The 23,325-nt window shown below is 35.6% G+C and carries 23 protein-coding genes and 1 riboswitch; of the genes, 10 read left to right on the top strand and 13 right to left on the bottom strand.

All coding sequences use genetic code 11. The annotated features are described in order from the left end of the window. Positions 1-168 precede the first annotated feature (168 nt). The 4 genes from QV06_RS07960 to ubiK form a co-directional block, all read right to left on the bottom strand. A complete protein-coding gene (locus QV06_RS07960) occupies positions 169-1,680 on the bottom strand; it encodes a class I SAM-dependent methyltransferase (RefSeq protein ID WP_065237676.1) in 1,512 nt (503 codons plus the stop codon). 147 nt (positions 1,681-1,827) lie between these two features. Then, the gene (locus QV06_RS07965; RefSeq protein ID WP_065237677.1) at positions 1,828-2,517 is read right to left on the bottom strand and encodes a metallophosphoesterase family protein; all 690 of its coding nucleotides are present in this window, start codon (positions 2,515-2,517) and stop codon (positions 1,828-1,830) included. Between the two features lie 7 nt (positions 2,518-2,524). Beyond that, positions 2,525-3,787 carry a multifunctional transcriptional regulator/nicotinamide-nucleotide adenylyltransferase/ribosylnicotinamide kinase NadR gene (gene nadR / locus QV06_RS07970; RefSeq protein WP_065234287.1) on the bottom strand — a complete coding sequence of 421 codons (1,263 nt, stop codon included), beginning with the start codon at positions 3,785-3,787 and terminating at the stop codon, positions 2,525-2,527. A 117-nt stretch (positions 3,788-3,904) separates the two neighbouring features. Beyond that, positions 3,905-4,165, bottom strand: a complete 261-nt coding sequence (ubiK, locus tag QV06_RS07975) for a ubiquinone biosynthesis accessory factor UbiK (RefSeq protein WP_065234288.1) — start codon at positions 4,163-4,165, stop codon at positions 3,905-3,907. Between the two features lie 88 nt (positions 4,166-4,253). Further along, a riboswitch (FMN riboswitch) is annotated at positions 4,254-4,394 on the top strand. 220 nt (positions 4,395-4,614) lie between these two features. On the opposite strand from ubiK, the gene ribB reads away from it, so the two are divergent. After that, positions 4,615-5,253, top strand: coding sequence for a 3,4-dihydroxy-2-butanone-4-phosphate synthase (ribB, locus tag QV06_RS07980; protein WP_065237678.1), 639 nt, complete (start codon positions 4,615-4,617; stop codon positions 5,251-5,253). Between the two features lie 181 nt (positions 5,254-5,434). Here the strand turns inward: ribB and QV06_RS07985 are convergent, their stop codons facing one another. From QV06_RS07985 to tusA, 4 genes are all read right to left on the bottom strand, one after another. Next, positions 5,435-6,457, bottom strand: coding sequence for a type II toxin-antitoxin system HipA family toxin (locus QV06_RS07985; RefSeq protein ID WP_065237679.1), 1,023 nt, complete (start codon positions 6,455-6,457; stop codon positions 5,435-5,437). Then, entirely contained in the window at positions 6,457-6,774 is a 318-nt protein-coding gene (locus QV06_RS07990; protein WP_065237680.1) for a HipA N-terminal domain-containing protein, read from the bottom strand. The genes QV06_RS07985 and QV06_RS07990 overlap by 1 nt, the downstream gene beginning before the upstream one ends. Beyond that, complete coding sequence (locus tag QV06_RS07995; protein WP_065237681.1) at positions 6,762-7,070, bottom strand: helix-turn-helix domain-containing protein; 309 nt, start codon at positions 7,068-7,070, stop codon at positions 6,762-6,764. Before QV06_RS07995 ends, QV06_RS07990 begins: the two co-directional genes overlap by 13 nt. A gap of 147 nt (positions 7,071-7,217) precedes the next feature. Next, positions 7,218-7,457, bottom strand: a complete 240-nt coding sequence (gene tusA / locus QV06_RS08000; protein WP_065237682.1) for a sulfurtransferase TusA — start codon at positions 7,455-7,457, stop codon at positions 7,218-7,220. Positions 7,458-7,531: 74 nt separating this feature from the next. On the opposite strand from tusA, the gene pepQ reads away from it, so the two are divergent. The 3 genes from pepQ to hemG are packed head-to-tail and all read left to right on the top strand — an operon-like array spanning position 7,532 to position 10,000. Continuing rightward, entirely contained in the window at positions 7,532-8,854 is a 1,323-nt protein-coding gene (gene pepQ / locus QV06_RS08005; protein ID WP_065237683.1) for a Xaa-Pro dipeptidase, read from the top strand. Between the two features lie 8 nt (positions 8,855-8,862). After that, a complete protein-coding gene (locus QV06_RS08010) occupies positions 8,863-9,474 on the top strand; it encodes a YigZ family protein (protein WP_065234292.1) in 612 nt (203 codons plus the stop codon). 10 nt (positions 9,475-9,484) lie between these two features. Then, positions 9,485-10,000: a menaquinone-dependent protoporphyrinogen IX dehydrogenase gene (hemG, locus tag QV06_RS08015; RefSeq protein WP_065237684.1), complete on the top strand. Its 516-nt coding sequence runs from the start codon at positions 9,485-9,487 to the stop codon at positions 9,998-10,000. 55 nt (positions 10,001-10,055) lie between these two features. On the opposite strand, the gene rpsT is transcribed toward hemG, so the two are convergent. After that, positions 10,056-10,319 carry a 30S ribosomal protein S20 gene (gene rpsT, locus QV06_RS08020; protein ID WP_065237685.1) on the bottom strand — a complete coding sequence of 88 codons (264 nt, stop codon included), beginning with the start codon at positions 10,317-10,319 and terminating at the stop codon, positions 10,056-10,058. Between the two features lie 287 nt (positions 10,320-10,606). Here rpsT and murJ point away from each other — a divergent pair, with 287 nt between their 5' ends. From murJ to ispH, 6 genes are all read left to right on the top strand, one after another. Further along, complete coding sequence (gene murJ, locus QV06_RS08025) at positions 10,607-12,172, top strand: murein biosynthesis integral membrane protein MurJ (RefSeq protein WP_065237686.1); 1,566 nt, start codon at positions 10,607-10,609, stop codon at positions 12,170-12,172. A gap of 1 nt (position 12,173) precedes the next feature. After that, on the top strand, positions 12,174-13,034 hold the full coding sequence (locus QV06_RS08030) for a DMT family transporter (protein ID WP_156540612.1): 861 nt from the start codon (positions 12,174-12,176) through the stop codon (positions 13,032-13,034). A 107-nt stretch (positions 13,035-13,141) separates the two neighbouring features. Next, the gene (gene ribF / locus QV06_RS08035; RefSeq protein ID WP_065237687.1) at positions 13,142-14,080 is read left to right on the top strand and encodes a bifunctional riboflavin kinase/FAD synthetase; all 939 of its coding nucleotides are present in this window, start codon (positions 13,142-13,144) and stop codon (positions 14,078-14,080) included. Positions 14,081-14,223: 143 nt separating this feature from the next. Beyond that, the gene (gene ileS / locus QV06_RS08040; protein ID WP_065237688.1) at positions 14,224-17,043 is read left to right on the top strand and encodes an isoleucine--tRNA ligase; all 2,820 of its coding nucleotides are present in this window, start codon (positions 14,224-14,226) and stop codon (positions 17,041-17,043) included. 123 nt (positions 17,044-17,166) lie between these two features. Beyond that, entirely contained in the window at positions 17,167-17,664 is a 498-nt protein-coding gene (lspA, locus tag QV06_RS08045; protein ID WP_065237689.1) for a signal peptidase II, read from the top strand. A 2-nt stretch (positions 17,665-17,666) separates the two neighbouring features. Beyond that, complete coding sequence (gene ispH, locus QV06_RS08050) at positions 17,667-18,620, top strand: 4-hydroxy-3-methylbut-2-enyl diphosphate reductase (RefSeq protein ID WP_065237690.1); 954 nt, start codon at positions 17,667-17,669, stop codon at positions 18,618-18,620. A 92-nt stretch (positions 18,621-18,712) separates the two neighbouring features. On the opposite strand, the gene QV06_RS08055 is transcribed toward ispH, so the two are convergent. From QV06_RS08055 to gnd, 4 genes are all read right to left on the bottom strand, one after another. Beyond that, positions 18,713-19,927: an aromatic amino acid transport family protein gene (locus QV06_RS08055; RefSeq protein WP_065237691.1), complete on the bottom strand. Its 1,215-nt coding sequence runs from the start codon at positions 19,925-19,927 to the stop codon at positions 18,713-18,715. A 63-nt stretch (positions 19,928-19,990) separates the two neighbouring features. Continuing rightward, positions 19,991-21,409, bottom strand: a complete 1,419-nt coding sequence (gene tnaA, locus QV06_RS08060) for a tryptophanase (protein ID WP_065237692.1) — start codon at positions 21,407-21,409, stop codon at positions 19,991-19,993. A 105-nt stretch (positions 21,410-21,514) separates the two neighbouring features. After that, positions 21,515-21,601 carry a tryptophanase leader peptide gene (gene tnaC / locus QV06_RS12210; RefSeq protein WP_082985072.1) on the bottom strand — a complete coding sequence of 29 codons (87 nt, stop codon included), beginning with the start codon at positions 21,599-21,601 and terminating at the stop codon, positions 21,515-21,517. 222 nt (positions 21,602-21,823) lie between these two features. Beyond that, positions 21,824-23,278 (bottom strand): decarboxylating NADP(+)-dependent phosphogluconate dehydrogenase, encoded by a 1,455-nt coding sequence (gnd, locus tag QV06_RS08065; protein ID WP_065237693.1) that lies wholly within the window; start codon positions 23,276-23,278, stop codon positions 21,824-21,826. Positions 23,279-23,325: the final 47 nt, after the last annotated feature.

The following is a 23,325-nucleotide window of genomic DNA, read 5'->3' on the forward strand; positions in this document are numbered from 1 at the left end:
AAGAAAGAATATATTGCCCCTCCCCTTTAAGGGGTAATGGTAGCACTATTGTGCGGTTGTTAGTTTTCACATGCCCCTTGAGGGGCATGTGAAGTAATAGACCCTTATAGGGTAACCTAAAAACCGCATGTTTTACGTGCGGATTGTTATTTAAATGATATTTCTCAGTTATTTTATTTTGGCATTAAGATAATTTCTTTCAATAAATGATCTTATTTCAGCAACAAAGGTTTTTACTTTTTGTTGTTGTTCTTCTAAATCGTCAGGTGAAAGATTTTTTTCCATATTATCTAATAGAATATTAATAATTTCTTCATCCGTTCTTGTTCCATCTAATAATTGGAAAACCTGCCCCTCTAAATTACTTAACTCCATAATATAGCCTTGAAAATTAGCTAATTTAATAATTGGATGCTGTGTAGTAATAAGATAATTAATTATTTTTCGGTAAGGTTCATATACATTTAGTTTATCTTCTTGTACTATAGCTCTAAATTGAGTTGTGGCATAGATATTATCTTCATAAATAATATTAGAGACAATTTTTGTATAGATTGCCTTAGTGTCTGTATCTACAGAATAATATTTTTTAATAAAGTCTTCCACTTTAATCATATTTGGAAATTCTTTTCTTAAATTATTTAAAATATTATTTGTAACTTCGTCATTACTTTTAACTTCATTATTTTTGAGGAAAATATAAAGCTCATTTATATTACTGATAGATAGGTCCTTAGATACCTTAATGTTATCTTTATTACGCTTATGTGTAATAATACTGCGTCTAAACTGAGTATTTTTCATAAAATCGTAATATTGTTCTTTTTGGATGGTATTATTCAGACATTCTTTATTTAAGATATTTTCAATTTCATCATTACTAAAACTAGGGAAGGTAGTATTAAGTGAGGAGTCTGCAATATGAACAAGATCAAATTCATTTAATTTTTGATTAAATTCATATAAATACATTGGATTATTATTTTCTTCATAATACTCATGATAGATATAATAACTATCTTTTCCTCTAATTGTTTTTGCATAACTTTTTAAATCTTCAGGTAGGAATGAATGCTCCTCTAAGAATTCTAATGCTCCTTTGCCATAGCTGACCTTATCTTTTGTTTCTATTTCTAAGCCATGTTCTTTAAGCATCTTTATGCGGAGTAACATAATATCTTTTAAAACTTCAATTTTTTTCCAACCTGGATAAGTGTTGTAAGAAATAATGGCAGATCCATTATCAGAAAGATGCTTTTGGATAATTTCTAAAATTTTATTTTGTACGGGTTCTGGTACCCAGCTAAATACGCCATGACAAATAATATAGTCAAATTGACCAAAACTTTTGTCGAAATCCATAATATTCTTATGATAGAGTTGAATATTTTTTAATCCTATATGCTCAATCAACGTTTGTCCTGCTTTGATTTGTTGCTCAGAAAGATCAATGCCAATAAATTCGGCTTGAGGATTAGCAAGTGCAAGAGATAGAATATTCCCGCCATAGGAACAACCAATCTCTAAAACTCGAGCAGTGTTGAGATCTGGGGTTTCAAAACCAAAGAGTTTTAAGATCGTTTTTTGTTTATCTGGAAAGGTTAGAGCGAAGGGCTTTGATTGGTAAGGAAGTTCGTCATAACTTTGTTTTGTTCTTTGAATGTTAGTTTCAGTATTCATAAAAAGTCCTTGTAATGATGATATTTATGCATTTTGCACTTATTTAAATAAAATGATTATAAATATATATTCTTTTTAAAGAAATGAAATTGATTTATCACAAGGATTGAAAAAGAATGTAAGTTGATTAATGATATTTAAGTTTTATTACTGACGATCATCAACGCCAATTAGTAAATAACGACCATTAATATCGCTTAAACTACGAAAGCCAATGTTAAAAATCTGATACGGACGAACACGACCTTTTACTTGTGTGTAATCGAAGTTGTCATGATGGTGGCCATGAAAGATCTTTTTTACCCCCATGCTTTCCGCTAATCGATTAATTACAGCGAAGCCAGAAGGATGAGGTTTAGGAGCTTCATGACAAATCAGAATATCCGCTTGTTGGTTTGCTAGAGTATCTACATCCGAAGGGAAAATAGATGTACGGTGACGTAATGGTAACCCGCCATTCCAAATTTTATCTTGTGTACAATATTGGCAATAATGAATTGGATCAAGAAATAACGGTTTGTTTGGCGGCATCCAGATTTGTCCTCGGAATACACCGCCTAGACCAGCAATTTTGACTCCTTCAATCTCAACAACTTTACCGTGAAGATTACGTTGTTTCCATTGACTGCCCCAAATTGCCTCGAAAGCTGCAACAGTTTTACTGTCATGATTACCATGGATAAACCAAAGATCGCAGTGTTGTGCAAGTCTATCAAGCTCTGAACAGTCTGTAAGCTGTAAATCACCTAGGATAATCAACGAGATCGGTTGATTATCCTGAATAAATGGATAGAGATGTTCGAAATATCCGTGAGGATCGCCGGCAAAAAGAAGCATGGATTACTTATTTCTCCTTATCATCAACTGCTTCATGGACAGATTCATCATTAAGCACACGTTCGACAATTTTTTTCACTTGAGCATAACGTTCTAGATAGCTAGGAGATTCAATCTCAATATAAGGAATATTATATTTTTCGAGTAATTTTTTCAGTAATTGTTGAAAACGTTGTCGTTGTTGCTGAGAACCTAAACTACGTAAACCATCATCTACCCAAGCTGTATTATTTTTTAGCAGAATTGTGACATCAAAAGGGTATTCTTTGATCATTGAATCTAAGAACGGATGGGCTTTCCCTTCATATTGGATACAAAATGCTTGTGTAGTAATAAAGTCAGTGTCAATAAAAGCTACTTTATGTGCGTGACGTAATGCATAATCTACATAACGTTGATGACCTAGTGCCATTAGAGGGTAATCAGAATATTGCATTGCTTGTTCATTTCCCCCTAACTTTTCAAAGACAAATTCACGCCCATATTCCCAAGCAGATGTTGTATTGAACACAGCAGCGAGTTTATTCACTAACATTGTTTTACCACTGCTTTCACCGCCTAAAATTGCAATCGTTTTGGCAAAGAATGGACGAACTTCTTTTGGGATAAATTTCCAATATTGGAATGGATGATTGCGAATTTTAGTTGCGGAAACATTAAAGAATTCACGTTGTGGATCAACCAAAACAACTTCTAAATGCAAGTACTTTTCATAAGGCTCTTTGTCTTGTGGTTCACTGGTGAATACAACGCTCGGTGTAAAATGTTTTTCTTTAAATAGTGTTTTAACCCGTGAAGACCAATCTACCCAACCGTTTGGATAAGAGGCGATACCATCTTCGATAAGATGATGAATAAAGATTTGTTTTTGTTGATATTTAAAGATTTGTTGCATCCAACGTAAGCGATCTTGCACTGTTGGCATTTTTTTCATCTTACTATCATAGAATAGCTTTAAATCGCGTTCCGTATCACTACAAACAATAACGTGTAATTCATCCACCTTACTAAAGGCTTCATAAATCATATTAATATGCCCTGTGTGAACAGGGTAAAACTTACCAAAAATTACGCCAACTTGTTTGTTTGGGGTATTAGAAATTTGTAGTGCATGGTGGATCGCATTAAGTTTTTTAGCACTTGGATTTTGGATTTTACCACCGACAAGTTGATTGTAATAAGCACGGGTAATTTGTGCTTTTTCACAAACTTCAGCAACTTTCATGCCTAATTGTTTGCGTTTTTGTTGTAGGTAAAGAAAATCAGTCATATTTTGCTCCTTGAATGAGAAGCATAATACGCAACAAATGACATATTGTCATTATTCTTATGTTGTCTATATTAGCTATTTTTAAGATTGATTACACATTAAAGTGTATTTTATATGCTACGTTTTTGGCGTTTCATTTTGTTGTTGTAATAATGCGTCAACACGAGCTTCTAAAGCGGTGAGTTTTTCACGTGTACGTAATAACACTTGTGTTTGTACATCAAACTCTTCACGAGTGACAACATCTAATTTAGAGAGTTGAGCTTGTAAGACTTGTTTTAATTTTGATTCGACATCATTACCAATGTCTTTGATACCTTGAGGTAAGTTGTTTTGGACTTGCTGAATGATTTCTTCAATTTTTTTAGGATTTAACATAAGCACCTCATAAAATTTAATGGATTTATTGTAAGAGAAAAACGGGAAATTTACTAGGCAAGGCAAATTTTTTCTTTTATACTTCTTTCCGCATTCTCAGGGCGGGGTGAAATTCCCCACCGGTGGTAAGCGTCAGTAAGCCCACGAGCGTTCATATTTGTATATGAAGTCAGCAGATTTGGTGAAAATCCAAAGCCGACAGTGACAGTCTGGATGGTAGAGAATAGCGGTATCTCAAAGATAAAAAACACTATTTAATCTATTTAAATAGTGCTGTAATGTTATTAATATTCAATATGATAGAAATGATCTTATCTAGGCTATATTCACTAATATAGCAATAAGTTAATTTGTAGCATATAGAGATTGATATCAATTATTTCCTTGTCTGCCGTACTTCCCTTATAGCCCTGATTCTGGTACTAACAATTAACAAAGGATAATTTACCATGAGTCAGTCAATTCTTTCTCAATTTGGCAATGCGGAGCAACGTGTGCTTAATGCGATTGCCGCCTTACAACAAGGCAAAGGTGTATTAGTGTTGGATGATGAAGATCGTGAAAATGAAGGTGATTTGATCTATCCAGCAGAAACCATTACGCCAGCACAAATGGCAAAACTCATTCGTTATGGAAGTGGGATTGTTTGCCTTTGTATTACAGATGAACTTTGCCAACAACTCGATTTACCACCAATGGTAGAAAATAATACGAGTGTAAACCGTACTGCATTTACCGTAACGATTGAAGCGGCAAAAGGTGTTTCTACGGGGGTATCAGCACGGGATCGTGTTACCACGGTAAAAACAGCGGTAGCAGATGGTGCTAAACCAAGCGATTTGCATCGTCCAGGACATATTTTCCCATTACGTGCGAATGATAAAGGTGTTTTGGGGCGTCGGGGTCATACGGAAGCTTCTGTTGATTTAGCTGAATTAGCTGGTTTTAAACGTGCGGGAGTAATTTGTGAAATTACTAATGATGATGGCACAATGGCGCGCGCACCAGAAATTGTGAAATTTGCTTTAGAACAAGGCTATCCAGTAGTCACTATTGAGGATTTAGTGGCGTATAAGTTAGCACATTAATAAGAATACCTGCTTTAAGTACACGTTAAAGCAGGTATTTCTTAGTATTAGTTTAATAATCTTTCTATTTCACAACTTTTTCCATTTTGGAAAATTAATTTATTGTCATAAGAATATTTATCATAAGATAAAATGGCTTCTTCTCCATAGGTATATTCATAGTAATTTTTATTTTATGTTCTCAACACTCATATACTCGCAGTAATTTTAATCGTTGTAGGTAGCATTGGGTAATTTGAATTAAATGTTGTTGTGGAATAAAAGAATGTTGGTAAGTGGTTAAAACAGTATTTTCCTCTTTAAGGATTTCTGGTATTAGCTTTTCTCTTAATAATTTTGCATTAATACCAATATTTTCCCCAAATTCAATAAAATCTTTTCCTATATATTGACCATATATGGTATCAAAACCATCAGCGAGTTTTTTTCCACCTTCCTCTTTCTCCAGTAAAGGTAAAGCAAGATAACAACTATTAAAGACTTCTGGATAAGGGCAAACAGAAACAAAATCATAGATTGGTGCTAGATCAATACTTCTATCTTCGTTATAAATCAATGAGAAATTGCGTAAGTGTAGGTCATTGTTTCCTAATAGATAGGCATAGACAATGCGTCTAAATAACTCTATTTTCTGTGATAAATCACTACGAGTATGTTTTAAAATAAATTTGGCTATTCGTTCGTAACTGATATATTGCTCTTCATTTTGTCCGGTTTTTCCATATTTATCAGTAATATTCATTGCCCCATCAAGTTGTTCTTGATGAATAGGTATTCCATTATTTGTACGATCAAACCGCTTAATCACAAAGGCATTTTCAATGTTAGCTTGTAAAGTGAACTGTACCAATCCATTTGCGGGGACCTTAAATCCTAAAGTACGCATTACTGCCATCGTTGCATGTTCATTTTCGGCTAAATAAGGATATTCTTCAGGAGATGGTTTTAGGATAAATTGCCCTTGTTTATCAATAGTATCAAATTGTTGATCTTTTATGATTAATTGTAGTTTTGGTTGATAACCAGAAATGCTCATTCCTTTTTGTGTTATAGGTTTTGTTTGGAAAAAGTCTGCACGACTAAAAGGAAGCCGAAAATTAAAATCTGTCTTGCCAACCAAAGATTTTGCACCTTGTTTACTATATCCCGTTTGCTGCTCTTCTATGGTTGTGAGAGGTATCAGTAATATATGGCAATAATTCATTATGTCTCCCGAAAGATTTGTATTGCACCTAGCATATTTTCACCATTATTAAGGAGTAACCCAAATAGATCATCTTCATCTGTTTTTTGCAAAGTAGAATAAGTTTTTTTTAGCCATCCCTCAGGAACGAGAGATGCAAAATAAGGGAATAGTGTTTTAGCATGAAACTCTCTTTTTTCGAGAGGTAAACTTAAAGACAGGGGAATTCCCACATAATCGAGATCGTAATAAAAATGGAAACCATCGCTATCTTGCGACAAAATGCCGATTGGTTTGCCATATAAAAAAACTTTTCCTACACGAGTTAAAGGCTGCATAACGCTATTCCTAATGCTTCAGCAACTAGTAATACACTTGAAAATTTGACCTGTGCAGGATTTTTAAAAATCCGTTTTAATGTTGAAACCGATAATTCTGTTTGTAGTGATAAGGTTTCTAAATCAATGCCTAAATCTTTACGTTTTTGATTAAGCATTTGCCCAAAAATGATCGTATCAGTGATTTTACTTTTTGTTAGTTGCGATTGTTGATGAAGTTGTTCATCTAATAGTTGCTGCTGAATTTTCTTTAACTGTTCAATTTGCGTTTCAAGAGCTAAATGTAATGCCACCATAGTTCATATATAACCTTATTTTTGTTAAAATTTAATCAAAAGAATCATATATGATATATAACAAAAGTTATAGCTTTTTTTTGAGCTTATTTCATATTTTTTAGTAAAAAAAGTTTATTTAAGAACCATTATAAATTTATAAAGTTCTTATTTCCCTTTCTTAATCCAGTATTGATAAGGTGTTGTAGCGGTTTCACTTTGTAATAATGTATGTTCCATAAATTGGCAGAAACCGGGGATATCTCTGGTGGTGGCAGGATCATCAGCAAGGATTAATAAAACCTCTCCATTCTGCATCTCACGAATTTTTTTGCGTACTAGCATGACAGGTTCTGGGCAGCGTAATCCTTGTGTATCAAGTGTTTGATTAATTTTCCATTCGGTCATATGATTGCTACTTATTATGAATAAAGTGGTAATGATACTGCATTTTTAGTCGAGATGGGATAGTGGAGGAAAGAATGAAAACGTTATTCAATGCACATTTAGCACATATACAAGAAATTATTAAAGAGGCTTTATCTTGTTGTCGTTTGGATGGCGTTTGGATTTATGCAGGGCAAGCAGATCATTATTTCTTAGATGATCAAACAAAATCATTTCATATTAACCCTTATTTTAATTATGTAGTACCTATGCCAAAGGCAGAGGGTAGTTGGGTATTTTTAGATGGGTATAGCAAACCAAAATTATATTTCTATCAACCTAAAGATTATTGGTATTTTGTAGAAGCATTGCCTGATGATTTTTGGTGTGATGCCTTTGAATGGGAAGTCATTACTCAACCAGAACAAATTAGACAAGTGATCAATAATCGTACTAATTGCGCTTTTATTGGTGAAGATGATCAGTTAGCAAAATCATTAGGCTTTTTCTCAATTAATGACCGTAAGCTATTGAATATTCTTAATTATTATCGAGCGTACAAAACAGAATATGAAATAGAATGTATTTTCCAAGCACAAAAGCCAGCTTTATTCGGGCATATAGCAGCAAAACAAGCTTTTGAAGAGGGACAAAGTGAATTTGCGATTAACTTAGCCTATTTACAAGCTAGTGAGCAGTCGGATCTCAATGTACCTTATGGCAATATTATTGCAATTAATGAACATGGTGCAGTGTTGCATTACAATCGGTTAGCAACTAAAACGCCAGAAACACGGCGTAGTTTTTTAATTGACGCCGGGGCAACTTATTTAGGATACGCATCAGATATTACTCGTACTTATCAATATGAAAAGAATGATCTGTTTGCAGGATTGTTGCAAGGTATGGAACAAATTAAGCGAGATATTATTGCTGAATTACAAGTAGGCTATAATTATTTGACTTATCACACCCAAGTCCAGCAACGAATTTCAAAGTTACTGCAAGAGAGTGGTTTAATTAACTTACCGGCTGAGCAAATTTTTGATCTCGGGATTAACCGTGCTTTCTTACCACATGGCTTAGGGCATTTCCTTGGTTTACAGGTGCATGATATTGGTGGTTGGCAACAAAATAAACGAGGGGCAATTAAACGTCCACCAGAAGTTTATCCTAGTTTACGTTGTACACGTGAATTAGCTGAAGGAATGGTATTAACGATTGAACCTGGTTTATATTTTATTGAATTATTATTGCAAGAATGGCGAGCTCATCCATTAGCAGATAAATTTGATTGGCGTGCGATTGAAATGCTAAAAGGTTTTGGTGGAATTCGTACAGAAGATAATATTGTGATGCGGGCTACTGGAGCTGAAAATTTGACAGTAAAAATGCAACAAACATTGAACCTTAGCTAAGAGGTACTATGCAATATCCTGTATTACAAGAACCTGTTAGCTTTAGTGAAGAAATTAAAAAAAGTCGCTTTATTTGTTATCTACAACCAGTCAAAAATCTTGAAGAAGCGAAACAATTTTGGCAACAAGTCAGAGCGGAACACCCTGATGCTCGACATCATTGTTGGGCGACAGTCGCTGGTGCACCAAATGATTCACAACAATATGGATTTTCTGATGATGGAGAACCATCAGGCACAGCAGGCAAGCCTATGCTGAATGTGTTATTAGGTAGCGGTTTGGGTGAAATTTGTGCCGTTGTTGTGCGTTATTACGGAGGCATTTTATTGGGCACGGGTGGTTTAGTACGAGCTTATGGCAATGGGGTACAGCAAGCACTAAAATTAGCCAAAACAATAATTAAAATTGAACGAGAACCGTATCAATTAGTGTGTCAATATCCACAATGGGCTTGGTTGGAACCAATGTTAAAACATTTTGATGTGGAAATTTTACAGCAACAATTTACGGATCAGGTCTGTTTGACTTTAGCGATTGCCCCAGAAGAAGCCAGCCTGTTAGATCAACAATTAAATGAACGTTCTGCAGGACAACTCCAATTACAACGAAAAGAAGATTGAGTAATATTTTATGAAAACATTAATTCTATATTTAACGCATGATGGACAGACTCGTAAAATTGCTGAAGCAATTTCTGCACAACTTACGGGGCAATGTGTAATGGCAAATTTGCTGGAAAATATGAATATTGATTTAACGCCTTATGATCGTGTGGTGTTAGGTGCTTCTATTCGTTATGGGAAGTTTAGTCCAAAACTCTATACATTTATTCGTGAGCATAAACAGCAGCTAGCGACTAAAAAAGGGGCATTATATACCGTTAATTTAACGGCGCGTAAGGCGGATAAAAATACACCGCAAACTAATGCCTATACGCGTAAATTATTAGCCAAAATTACTTGGCAGCCACAGTTAGTTCAGGTGTTTGCTGGTGCATTATTTTATCCGCGTTATACTTGGTTTGATCGCACAATGATTCGCTTCATTATGAAAATTACTGGGGGAGAAACCGATCCTCGTAAGGAAATAGAATATACAGATTGGAAACAAGTGGCTAAGTTTGCTCAACAGATAGAAGAGTTATAGGCAATAAAAAACCGCCAGTTAAAGGCGGTTTTTTATTACAAATTTCAAAAAATAATTAAGCTAATTTTTTGATTTGTGCAGATAATTTAGATTTGTGATTTGCTGCTTTATTTTTGTGGATTAAGCCTTTAGAAGCCATTCTATCCACTACTTTTTGCATTTCAACAAAAGCTGCTTCTGCAACTGCTTTATCACCAGCCGCTACTGCTGCATAAACTTTTTTGATATAAGTACGCATCATAGAGCGTTGGCTTGCATTGTGTTGACGGCGTTTTTCAGATTGAACCGCACGTTTTTTTGCTGACTTGATATTAGCCAAGGTCAAACTCCCAAAATTTCTAATTAATTACACTAAAAACGAAAGGCGTAAAATATGCCTACTTTTTAAGCCTTTGTCAATTTATTTATTGCCTATGCCGCAATTTGCTTCGAGAGTAAGCAGTGGCAATGGTGGGCTTGCCTCAGTGAGACACAACCGAAGTAAGCCAAATAAAAGGCGGGCAAAATTTTACCAGTTTTTTAACTGAGAATATAGCGTAAAAAGTAAAAATCTATACAATGAGCCGTAATTTTTGCCAAATAAATAAGAAAAAATGGTAGGTCGTTTTGAGTAAAGTTTTATTAAAATCAGGGATTATCGTGAGCAGTATGACATTACTGTCACGAATCTTAGGATTAGTGCGTGATGTTGTTATTGCAAATCTACTAGGTGCGGGCGTAGCGGCAGATGTGTTTTTATTTGCTAACCGCATTCCTAATTTTTTACGTCGTTTATTTGCCGAAGGTGCATTTTCTCAAGCCTTTGTGCCTGTATTAGCTGAATATCAAAAAGAGGGTGATTTAGATAAAACACGGGCTTTTATTGCTAAAGTATCAGGAACATTAGGGGGCTTAGTGACTATTGTTACATTACTGGCAATGATTGGTTCGCCAGTGGTTACAGCCATTTTTGGTACTGGTTGGTTTCTCGATTGGATGAATGATGGTGCTGAAGCAGAAAAATTTACTCAAGCATCATTATTGTTAAAAATTACCTTTCCTTATCTTTGGTTTATTACGTTAGTTGCGTTATCTGGAGCGATTCTAAATTCAATTGGTAAATTTGGTGTGATGTCATTTTCGCCAGTATTATTGAATGTTGCGATGATTGGTACTGCTTTATTTCTTGCACCTCATTTAGAGAATCCTAATCTTGGATTGGCGATGGGTATCTTTCTTGGCGGTTTATTACAGTTTTTATTCCAGATCCCTTTCTTAAAAAAAGCAGGATTATTGGTACGTCCTAAGTGGGCATGGCGTGATCCCGGAGTAGTAAAAATTCGTACTTTAATGATTCCCGCCTTATTTGGGGTGTCAGTGAGTCAAATTAATTTATTGTTGGATACCTTTATTGCTAGCTTCTTGATGACAGGATCAATTAGTTGGCTCTACTATTCTGATCGTTTATTAGAATTCCCATTAGGATTATTCGGTATTGCAATTTCTACAGTTATTTTACCAACGCTCTCCCGCCAACATGTACATAATGAAGATGTCAAAAGTAACCTTGCGTTTCGACAAACATTAGATTGGGGCGTAAGAATGATCTTATTATTAGGCGTGCCGGCAATGGTAGGAATTGCTCTATTAGCACAACCTATGTTGTTGGTATTTTTTATGCGAGGTAATTTTGTGTTAAGCGATGTACAAGCCACCTCTTACTCTTTATGGGCGTTTAATGCAGGATTATTAAGTTATATGCTGATTAAGATCCTAGCTAATGGCTATTATGCACGTAAAGATACAAAAACGCCTGTACGCTATGGCATCATTGCGATGGTAAGTAATATGTTATTTAACCTCTTAGCCATTCAGTTTAGTTATGTAGGGTTAGCAATGGCTTCAGCAATGTCGGCAACCTTAAATGCCTTTTTATTATATCGAGGATTAGCAAAACAGGATGTTTATCATTTCTCAATGAAAAGTTTGATCTTTTTTGTCAAAGTAGTGCTTGCGGCAAGTGTGATGGGAGGCGTATTATTTTATTTCACACCAATGTTATCTGAATGGTATGCAATGCCTTTTGTTTGGCGAGTTGGTTGGTTAGGCGGTTTAATTGTAGCTGCTGCAATTTGCTATTTATTAGTATTAATTTTGCTTGGTGTGAGAAAAAGAGATTTATTGGCACACTAATATGAGCATTTTACAATCAATGTGGATGGTTTTTGCCAGTGCAACTTTTGCAATCATGGCAGCGTTTATCAAACTTGCTGCTGAAGATGGGGCAAGTTTGGGCGCAATCATTTTTACTCGAGGTTTACCATCAGTTATATTGATTTGGTTGTGGGTATTATTTGATCGTCAACATAGAAGTTTTAAGACCCCACGTTTACGTTCTCATCTTTCTCGTAGTATTTTTGGTGTTATTTCTATTTGGTGCGGATTTTATGCTTATGCTCATTTACCTTTAGCCACCGCAGCCAGTTTAAATTATACCACTACATTATTTATTACTTTTTGGACGGTTCTTACTTCCGTTGTTGCTCGAAGTGTCATCCAGATTTTAGCCGTTGGACTCGGGTTCTTAGGCGTACTCGTGGTATTACGTCCCAGCATTAATGCCCAAGATTGGTTTGCAATTTTAGTTGGCATATTGGCGGGATTAAGTGCTACTGGGGCGGTATTGACCGTGAAAAGATTAGGACAATCAGGTGAGCCCGTATGGCGGACAGTATTTTATTTCTCTGTATCAGTGACAGTAATTGGTTTTTTAGGTTTCTTGTTTGCTGATAATTATGCAGCCGATTTCCATTCAACCGGCTATTTATTAGGTATCGGTATTTTTGGTTTATTAGGGCAGTTAGGACTAACTCGTTCTTTCAGTTATGGTGCAACCGTATTAACAGCCACTTTGCAATATACAGCGATTATTTTTTCCGCATTGCTTAGTTTATGGTTATGGGATACTTCGATTGATTTGTTAAGTTGGCTAGGAATGTTAGTGATCGTTGCTTCAGGCGGGTTATGTGCATACGCCGCTAAAAAATCATCTTAAGCAGAATGTTCCGATGACAGCAATGGGGTATGACGTTTTACACCCTATGACAATCTGCGTATAATACCCGCATTTTTTGTAACCTTTTTGATGAGCTAATAGCAATAATGCAGTTAATTCGAGGTCTTTATAATTTACCTACCTTTCCGCAAGGTTGTGCACTGACTATCGGTAATTTTGATGGTGTGCATTTAGGGCATCAAACCATTTTGCGGCATCTTAAGCAAAAAGCAGCACAATTAGGGTTACCAACAGTTGTGATGTTATTTGAACCACAAGCAAAAGAATTTTTCTTAAAAGAGAAAGCCCCTGCTCGTTTAATGCGTTTGCGTGATAAGCTTACTCACTTAGCTCGTTTTGATATTGATTACGTTTTTTGTGTTTCGTTCAATCAGCATTTTGCACAACAAACCACTACGGAATTCATTCAACATTATTTAATTGATAAATTGAAAGTTAAATTCCTCAGCGTAGGTGATGATTTTCGGTTTGGTGTGAATCGGAGTGGTAATTTCACGACTTTACAAGCTGCAGGCAAACAGTATGGTTTCCAAGTAGAAAATAATACGAGTTATTGTTTAGCTAATTTGCGTGTAAGTAGTACCGCGATTCGTCAGGCATTAGCAGAAGATAAGCTTGATCAAGTCGAGCAAATGCTAGGGCGTCCATATAGTATTTTAGGACGAGTTGTGCATGGTAATGAATTAGGGAGAACGATTGGGTTTCCAACCGCCAACATTGGATTACACCGCAATGTGAACCCGATTCAAGGGGTGTATGCAGTAGAAATTAGGGATAAGCTAGGTAATCATCACTATGGTGTTGCTAATGTTGGTAATCGACCAACAATTAATGGGGTAAAACCTTTATTAGAAGTTCATCTATTTGATTTTAATGGTGATCTTTACGGGAAAACCTTAGAAATTTTCTTCAAGTCTAAATTACGTTCAGAAATTAAATTCCCATCATTTGATGCATTGCGTGCACAAATTGAGCGTGATGCTGAAAATGCAAAAATGTATTTTCAACAAAATGGTGAAAAATAATCAAATTTTTTGATAAGTTTGTTTGCATAGCGATCTAAAAAAAGCTATAAAAGAGCGTTTACCAGCGAGATTTTGGTAGTAATGATAGAAATCTAGCTAATTCAATTTGATTTAACTTTTATTATTATTTACGGAATAAAAACATGTCTAAAGAAACAACTGATTATAAAAGCACGTTAAACCTGCCTGAAACAGGTTTCCCAATGCGTGGTGATTTGGCAAAACGTGAGCCTGCCATGTTAAAAAATTGGTATGACAAAAATCTTTATCAAAAGATCCGTCAGGCAAGTAAAGGGAAGAAAACATTTATTTTGCACGATGGTCCTCCTTATGCAAATGGTACGATCCATATTGGACATGCAGTAAATAAAATTTTAAAAGATATTATTGTTAAATCAAAAACAGCACTTGGTTATGACTCTCCTTATATTCCAGGTTGGGACTGCCATGGATTACCGATTGAACTTAAAGTAGAAGGATTAGTGGGTAAGCCAAATGAAAAAGTATCTGCAGCGGAATTCCGTGAAGCATGCCGTGCTTATGCAAAAGAGCAAGTTGAAGGACAGAAAAAAGATTTCATTCGTTTAGGGGTGATTGGGGATTGGGACAATCCTTATCTCACCATGAATTTTGCGACAGAAGCGAATATTATTCGTACTTTAGGCAATGTGATTAAAAATGGTCACCTCTACAAAGGTTCAAAACCTGTTCATTGGTGTTTAGATTGTGGCTCAGCATTGGCAGAAGCGGAAGTTGAATATTACGATAAAACCTCCCCATCAATTTATGTGCGTTTTAATGCAGTAGATGAAGCCGCAGTATTAGCGAAATTCAATTTACAACAAACAGGCGAAGGAAAAATTTCTGCTGTTATTTGGACGACAACACCATGGACATTACCATCTAACCGTGCCATTGCGTTACATCCAGAATTAGAATATCAATTAATTCAAGTTAATGGTGAACGTTTAATTTTAACCACAGAACTTGTTGATAGCGTGATGAAAGCGATTAGTGCAAGTGACTATCAGGTACTTGGTATTGCTAAAGGAAAAGATTTAGAGTTATTACAATTCCAACATCCTTTCTATGATTATGCTGTGCCATTTATCCTTGGTGAACATGTGGGGAATGATGCAGGTACAGGGTTAGTACATACCGCACCAGATCATGGTCATGATGACTTTATTGTAGGGCAACAATATAACTTACCAATGGCTGGTCTAATTGGTAATGATGGTAAATTTAATAGCCAAGCTCAATTCTTTGCCGGTGAAAATGTATTTGATGCTAATCCATTAGTTGTCAAAAAACTGGAAGAGGTGGGAGCCTTATTAAAAGTGGAGAAGATCTCGCATAGTTATCCACACTGCTGGCGTCATAAAACACCGATTATTTTCCGTGCAACACCACAATGGTTTATCGGTATGGATGTTAAAGGGCTACGTACCCAAGCATTAGGCGAAATCAAACGTGTACGTTGGATTCCAGATTGGGGACAAGCTCGTATTGAGTCAATGGTCGCAAATCGTCCAGACTGGTGTATTTCTCGCCAACGTACTTGGGGTGTACCATTAACTTTATTTATTCATAAAGAAACCGAAGCGTTACATCCACGTACTTTAGAATTAATTGAAGAAGTGGCTAAACGCGTAGAAGAAAAAGGTATCCAAGCATGGTGGGATCTCGATATTAATGAAGTATTAGGGGAAGACGCTAAAGAGTATCAAAAAGTACCTGATACCCTAGATGTTTGGTTTGACTCTGGATCAACGTATTCTGCGGTTGCAAAACATCGTCCTGAATTTGGTGGTAATGAAGTTGATATGTATCTTGAAGGTTCAGACCAACATCGTGGTTGGTTTATGTCTTCTTTAATGTTATCAACAGCAACAGATAATAAATCACCATATAAACAAGTATTAACACACGGATTTACCGTTGATGGACAAGGACGCAAGATGTCTAAATCAATCGGTAATATTGTTACACCACAAGAAGTTATGGATAAATTTGGTGGTGATATTTTACGCTTATGGGTTGGTTCATCAGACTATACAGGCGAAATTGCGGTATCAGATGAAATCTTTAAGCGTGCGGCAGATTCATATCGCCGTATCCGTAATACTGCACGTTTCTTATTAGCTAACTTAAATGGTTTTGATCCAAAACGTGATATGGTGCCAGCAGAGCAAATGATTGTGTTAGATCGTTGGGCAGTTGCTTGTGCATTACAAGCACAAGAAGAGATCAAACATTCTTATGATAATTATCAATTCCATGAAGTCGTGCAACGTATTATGCGTTTCTGCTCAATTGAAATGGGATCATTTTATTTAGATATTATCAAAGACCGTCAATACACAACGAAAGCGGATAGTATTGCTCGTCGTAGTTGTCAAACTGCGTTATATCATATTGCAGAAGCGTTAGTACGTTGGATTGCACCAATTCTTTCATTCACTGCGGATGAAATCTGGCAATATTTACCTGGCGAACGTAGTGAATTTGTCTTTATGGAAGAGTTCTATAATGGGCTATTTGCGTTAGCAGATGATGAAGCAATGAATGATGCTTACTGGCAGGAAGTGCTAAAAGTGAGAGCCGAAGTTAACCGTGTGTTAGAGCAAGCTCGTAATGATAAAGTTATTGGTGCAGCGTTAGCAGCTGAAGTGACTTTATATGCTAACCCACATTATAGTGATTTATTAGCAAAATTAGGTGATGAATTACGTTTCGTATTAATTACATCTAAAGCAGAAGTAAAATCGTTGGCAGATGCAGATGTTGCAGAAGGCGAATTAAGCGGATTAGCTGTAAAAGTTGTCGCATCACAAGCGGAAAAATGTCCTCGTTGTTGGCATTATTCTGATACAGTAGGACAAAATAGTGAACATCCACACCTCTGTTCTCGTTGTGTAGAGAATGTTGCAGGTGAAGGTGAAACTCGTCAATTTGCTTAATTTGGTTTTATTAAAGATAAAATTAATCGGAGATCACTGCTAGGATTGACTTAGCAGTGATCCTTTTTTATGGTGAAAGAGTAAATTGTCTTTAGATAAAAATTAGTAGAAATGAGCGTGTTTATGAAGCAAAAACAAGCAAATGGATTAATTTTTTTGTGGTTAAGTGTCGTAGCATTTGTCCTTGATTTAGGAACAAAATGGTTGGTTGTAACACGTTTTGAGCTATATGAAAGTATCAATATATTACCGATTTTTAATTTAACTTATGTAAGAAACTACGGTGCAGCATTTAGTTTTTTAGCTGATCATAGTGGCTGGCAAAAATATTTTTTTGTATTAATTGCCGTGGTGATTTCTAGTTTATTGTTATTTTGGTTAGCACGTTCGCCACGAAATAAAACACTGCTCAATAGCGCTTATGCGTTGATTATCGGTGGTGCATTAGCCAATATGGTCGATCGTGTATATCATGGTTTTGTTGTTGATTTTCTTGATTTTTATTGGCGTATTTATCATTACCCAGTCTTTAATGTTGCTGATATTGCAATTTGTGTTGGTGCAGGGTTAATGATTTTAGATTATATAAAGAATGATAAGAAAGGCTCGCAGGTAGGTTAATTATGAAGATTATCTTAGCCAATCCAAGAGGATTTTGTGCTGGTGTTGACCGAGCAATTAGTATTGTTGAATTAGCTTTAGAAATTCATGGTGCACCAATTTATGTGCGTCATGAAGTTGTACATAATCGTTTTGTGGTAGAAGGATTACGGCAGCGAGGAGCGATTTTTGTCGAGGAATTGAGTGAAGTGCCAGATGGTGCGATTGTCATATTTTCGGCTCATGGCGTTTCTCAAGCAGTGCGTCAAGAAGCAAAAGATCGTAATTTAAAGGTGTTTGATGCGACTTGTCCGTTGGTAACAAAAGTCCATATGCAGGTGGCTCGAGCAAGCCGTAAAGGGACAAAGGCAATCTTAATTGGGCATAAAGGACACCCAGAAGTTGAAGGCACGATGGGACAATATGATAATCAAGCTGGCGGGATTTATTTAATCGAGAATGTAGAGGATATTGTAAAGCTTCCTGTTTCCAATCAAGATGATTTGACTTTTATGACACAAACAACGCTATCAATTGATGATACAGTTGAAGTCATTGAAGCCTTAAAAGCGAAATATCCTGCGATTCAAGGACCACGCAAGAATGACATCTGTTATGCGACAACCAATCGCCAGCATGCGGTGAAAGAGTTAGCGGTACAGTCAGATTTAGTGATAGTAGTAGGTTCTAAAAATTCATCTAATTCTAATCGTTTAGCGGAATTAGCTTCTCGGATGGGCGTGGCTGCTAAGTTAATTGATGATGCTGCTGATATTGATCCTACTTGGTTAGAAAATGTAAAAGTGATTGGTATTACAGCAGGGGCTTCAGCGCCAGAAGTCTTGGTTCAATCCGTAGTACGTCGTTTAGTAGAATTAGGCGCAACTTCAGTAGAAGAGTTAGCTGGATGTGAAGAAAATACTGTATTTGAAGTGCCGAAAGAGTTACGGATCACAGAAGTAAAAGAAGTAAATTAAGTAGCAAAAGTCTATTACAAAACAAAAAATCGCACAGTGTATTGCTATTACTGTGCGATTTTCTTCAAATTATTTTGCCTATTAAAATCTTTTTATTTTAATACAGGCAAAAGATTAAACATCGCTAGGCAATGAAATAGCGCTGTTAATATACCAAAGACCATAATAAAGATAATAACAGGCATACCACCTGGAGTAATGAAGCCAGTCTTTTGATATTTTTGTCTTACTTTAAAAGCAAGTGATGCAGGAATAATACAAGTCCAAATTGTTGCAATCGCACCAGCATATCCAATAGCTTTAAGGAAGCCAAGAGGATAAATCACAGATAAAATTAATGGTGGGAGGAAAGTAACTAGCCAGGATTTACTGCGACCAAATTTATCATTACTAAACTGAAAAAAGTCAGCTAAAAAGTCAAAAACCCCTAATCCCACTCCAACGAAAGATGACAAAATAGCTGCTATAGAGAAAATATTGATAGCATATTTAGTCTTTTCTGAATCAATAACATTACCTAAAGTTTGTAATAGTATATCAATATTACCATCGGCGGCTAAGACGGGGCTAAATTGATCTCTTGGAAGATTACCAAAAATGCTGATAATCCAGATAAGATAAAGACATAATGCAATGACAGCTCCTACTAGAATAGCATAGGATGCTCTTTTTTCTTCTCCATAATAGGAGCGCATTGACGATACAGAGTGATGATACCCAAACGATGTTAACGCAACAGGAAATAAAGCCATAGTATAGATAAAATAAGAATTATCTTTAGTATGGTTTAGAGAATCAAATAAAATAATAGGCTCAATATTTTTCAGTAACCCAGAGATACCAAAAATAAAACTTCCTACCATTGTAACAATAAATAGTACAGAAATACGATCAACTGCACGTGTTGAGTGCCAAACTATAGAACTAAAAATGATAACAAATACAATAGATGCAATACGGTTATTTAGTCCGGTAAATTCTTGAATAATAAGACCAGCAGAAGTGGTATAAGCATATAATAATATACCACCAACAAAGTACACTGCAACATTGTTAATAAGATTTACTTTTTTACCAAGAATATCTTTTGTTACTGTATTAAAGGAAGCTCTAATATCATAACTCTTATAAGCTTCTAATAGAAGCCAACCAGATAAGACCATTGTTATCATTGTCATAGTAATAATGATTTTTGTCCAAACTGTCCAAGCACCTGCTCCAGCAGTAGGTAACCCTAACATACCTGCTCCGACACATACACTGGCAATAATACAACCACCGCCCAATATTGAAGGTTGTTTTTTCATATTTTTATCCTCTGATTAGGAAAATTTAATAAAAAATGCAGTCATAATTGACTGCATTTTTTGTTACTCAACTTCTTTAAGTAAAGCTGTGAAATGTCGTAATACCTTTGGCTCATAAGTAAAAGTTAATCCTTTTATCTTATTAGCATTATCTTTTACCTTTTGGAATGCCTCAATAATAAAGTCCATATGAGTTTGAGTATAAGTTGCACGTGGAATAGTTAAACGCAATAACTCCGCAGGACAAGGTAGTTGTTTACCTGTTTTAGGATCTCTACCTAGTAAGAAAGAACCAATTTCAACCGCACGAATACCAGCAATTTTATATAGTTCACAAGCTAATGCTTGAGCAGGAAATTGTTCTGATGGAATATGTGGTAATAATTTACCAGCATCAACAAATGCCGCATGACCACCAGGCTGTTGGCAAGCAACCCCTATCTTCTCTAATCCTTCGACTAAATAAGCTACTTGATTAATACGATAAGCTAGCCAATCTTCGCGCATGCCCTCTTTAAGCCCAACTGCAAGACGTTCCATTGCCCCGCCCTCTAATCCTCCATAAGTAGGAAAACCTTCTTGTACAACACATAATGTTCGACATTCTGTGTAAATCTGAAATAAAGATTCATCTTTAAAACAGAGTAATCCTCCTATTGGTACCATAGCATCTTTTTTTGCAGACATAGCTAATATATCTGCATATTTGTAACATTCATAAACAATATCTTCAATGCTCCATGTTTTATATTTCGCTTCTCGCTGCTTGATAAAATAAGCATTTTCTGCAAATCTAGCTGAGTCCATAACTACAGGAATATCATATTTTTTAGCAACAGCATACATCTCTTTTAGATTCTGAATTGATACAGGTTGTCCACCAGCTGAGTTACAAGTAATTGTACAAACGATATAGGGAACATTATTAGATCCTACACGTTGAATTTCACTTTCTAATTTATCAATGTCAAAGTTTCCCTTAAAATCATGTCGGCAACTTGTGTCAAAAGCTTCTTTAATATAAATATTTTTTACACTACAGCCATTAATTTGTGTATGCCCTTGAGTGGTATCAAAGAAATAATTTGAAAAAGCAACCATTTTATTTCTATCTAAGCCTTTCTCTTGCTCCCTCTTTTTAATTAGAACAGGAATATAAATTTGTTCTGCACCACGTCCTTGATGAGTAGGAATAGTATATTGATACCCAAAAATCTCTCTTACAGCATCAGCAAGAGCATAATAACTACGGCTACCGCTATAAGCTTCATCTCCTCGTAGCATAGCAGCTTGCATATTTTGAGTGATTGCCCCAGTTCCACTATCAGTAAGTAAATCTATAAAAATATCTTTACTATCAAGTAAGAAAGGATTCATACCTGCTTTTAAGATAGCTTGTTCACGATATTCTTTTGTGGTACGAGATACTGGTTCAATAACACGAATACGAAATGGTTCAGGTAAATGTTTAAAATTTTCCATAAGAATTCCTTTATTTCTAATAAATATAAGCCTTTGGATTAATTCGGAAAAAAAATCCAGAAAATAATAAAAAGATAAAATTTGATATTTAAAAGAATAGAAATACTATGGGAAATAGTGATGGAGTCTATGGTCTAAATTAAACCATTTACTATGATGGCTATATGTTCTTAACCCTAATACTATAATCATAAAATTATCCTTTAATAAAAATTGGATACTACGATGAAATTAAAGTATTACAACATGAAAGATCTATAATAAATAAGATCGTCTTAGATGATAGAGTATATTTAACCCAAAATGTAATTATTTTTATAATAAATGTGAACTAATTCACATTTATTATGTAATAAAAAACCTCATAGCTTATTTTAAGCTATGAGGTAACATTAATTTAAATGTGTAATTATTTTATACATCATAAGTGGTTGATGCGGTATCACCACCATGGCCAGTCCAGTTAGTGTGGAAGAATTCACCGCGTGGTTTGTCGGTACGTTCATAAGTATGTGCGCCGAAGTAGTCACGTTGTGCTTGAAGTAAGTTTGCTGGTAAACGCGCTGTAGTATAACCATCTAAGAAGGTTAATGCAGATGCCATACAAGGCATTGATAACCCAATTTCTACTGCTTTAGCAACGACTTTACGCCATGCAGTTAAACAATCTTTTAAGATGCTATTGAAATAAGGGGCAGAACCTAAGAATACGAGATCTGGATTTGCTGTATAAGCATCACGAATATTACCTAAGAATGCACTGCGGATAATGCAACCTTCACGCCATAAGAGGGCTGTATTACCATAGTTAAGATCCCATTGATAGTTTTCTGAGGCTTCACGAATTAACATAAAGCCTTGCGCATAAGAGATAATTTTTGATGCAAGTAATGCTTTACGTACCGCTTCTACCCATTCTTTCTTATCACCACTTACTGGTTGAATTGTATTATCAAATAATTTTGCAGCTGCTAGGCGTTGTTCTTTAAATGAAGAAACACAACGAGCAAAAACAGCTTCACTAATTAATGTTAATGGAATACCAAGATCTAACGCATTAATTCCAGTCCATTTACCAGTTCCTTTTTGACCTGCGGTATCAAGAATTTTTTCAACTAATGGCTGACCATCTTCATCTTGGTAAGCAAGAATATCAGCAGTAATATCAATTAAGTAGCTGCTTAATTCAGTGTTTTTCCATTCACTAAAGATCGCTTGCATTTCAGGGTAACTTAACCCTAAACCTTCTTTGAGGAAGTGGTATGCTTCACAAATTAATTGCATATCACCATACTCAATCCCGTTATGTACCATTTTAACAAAATGACCAGCACCATCTTTACCTACCCAATCACAGCAAGGCTCACCTGCTGGTGTTTTAGCTGAAATAGCTTGTAGGATTGGTTTAACATATGGCCAAGCTTCTTCATTACCACCTGGCATAATTGATGGGCCACGTCTTGCCCCTTCTTCACCACCAGATACACCAGTACCAATAAAGCGAATACCTTTCTCTTTTAATGCCGCAACGCGACGGTTTGTATCCGGGTAATTTGAATTTCCACCATCAATAATAATATCGCCAGCTTCAAGATAAGGCACAAGATTATCAATAAATTGATCAACCACGTTTCCAGCACGTACCATTAACATAATTTTGCGTGGTTTTTCGAGTTTATCGACAAGATCTTGTAATGAATAAGCACCAATAATATTAGTCCCTTTTGCCGCACCTTGAAGAAATTCATCTACTTTTGAAGTTGTACGGTTATAAGCAACTACTTTAAACCCGTGGTCATTCATATTTAAAATGAGGTTTTGTCCCATTACCGCTAAACCGATAACACCAATATCGCCTTTTTGGCTCATATTTTGCTCCTGTATTTTCCCAATATTTAAGTTAACTATATTTGTTA

The sequence above is a fragment of the Gallibacterium genomosp. 3 genome, assembly GCF_001678475.1.
In the GTDB taxonomy this organism is placed as follows: Bacteria; Pseudomonadota; Gammaproteobacteria; order Enterobacterales; family Pasteurellaceae; genus Gallibacterium; species Gallibacterium faecale.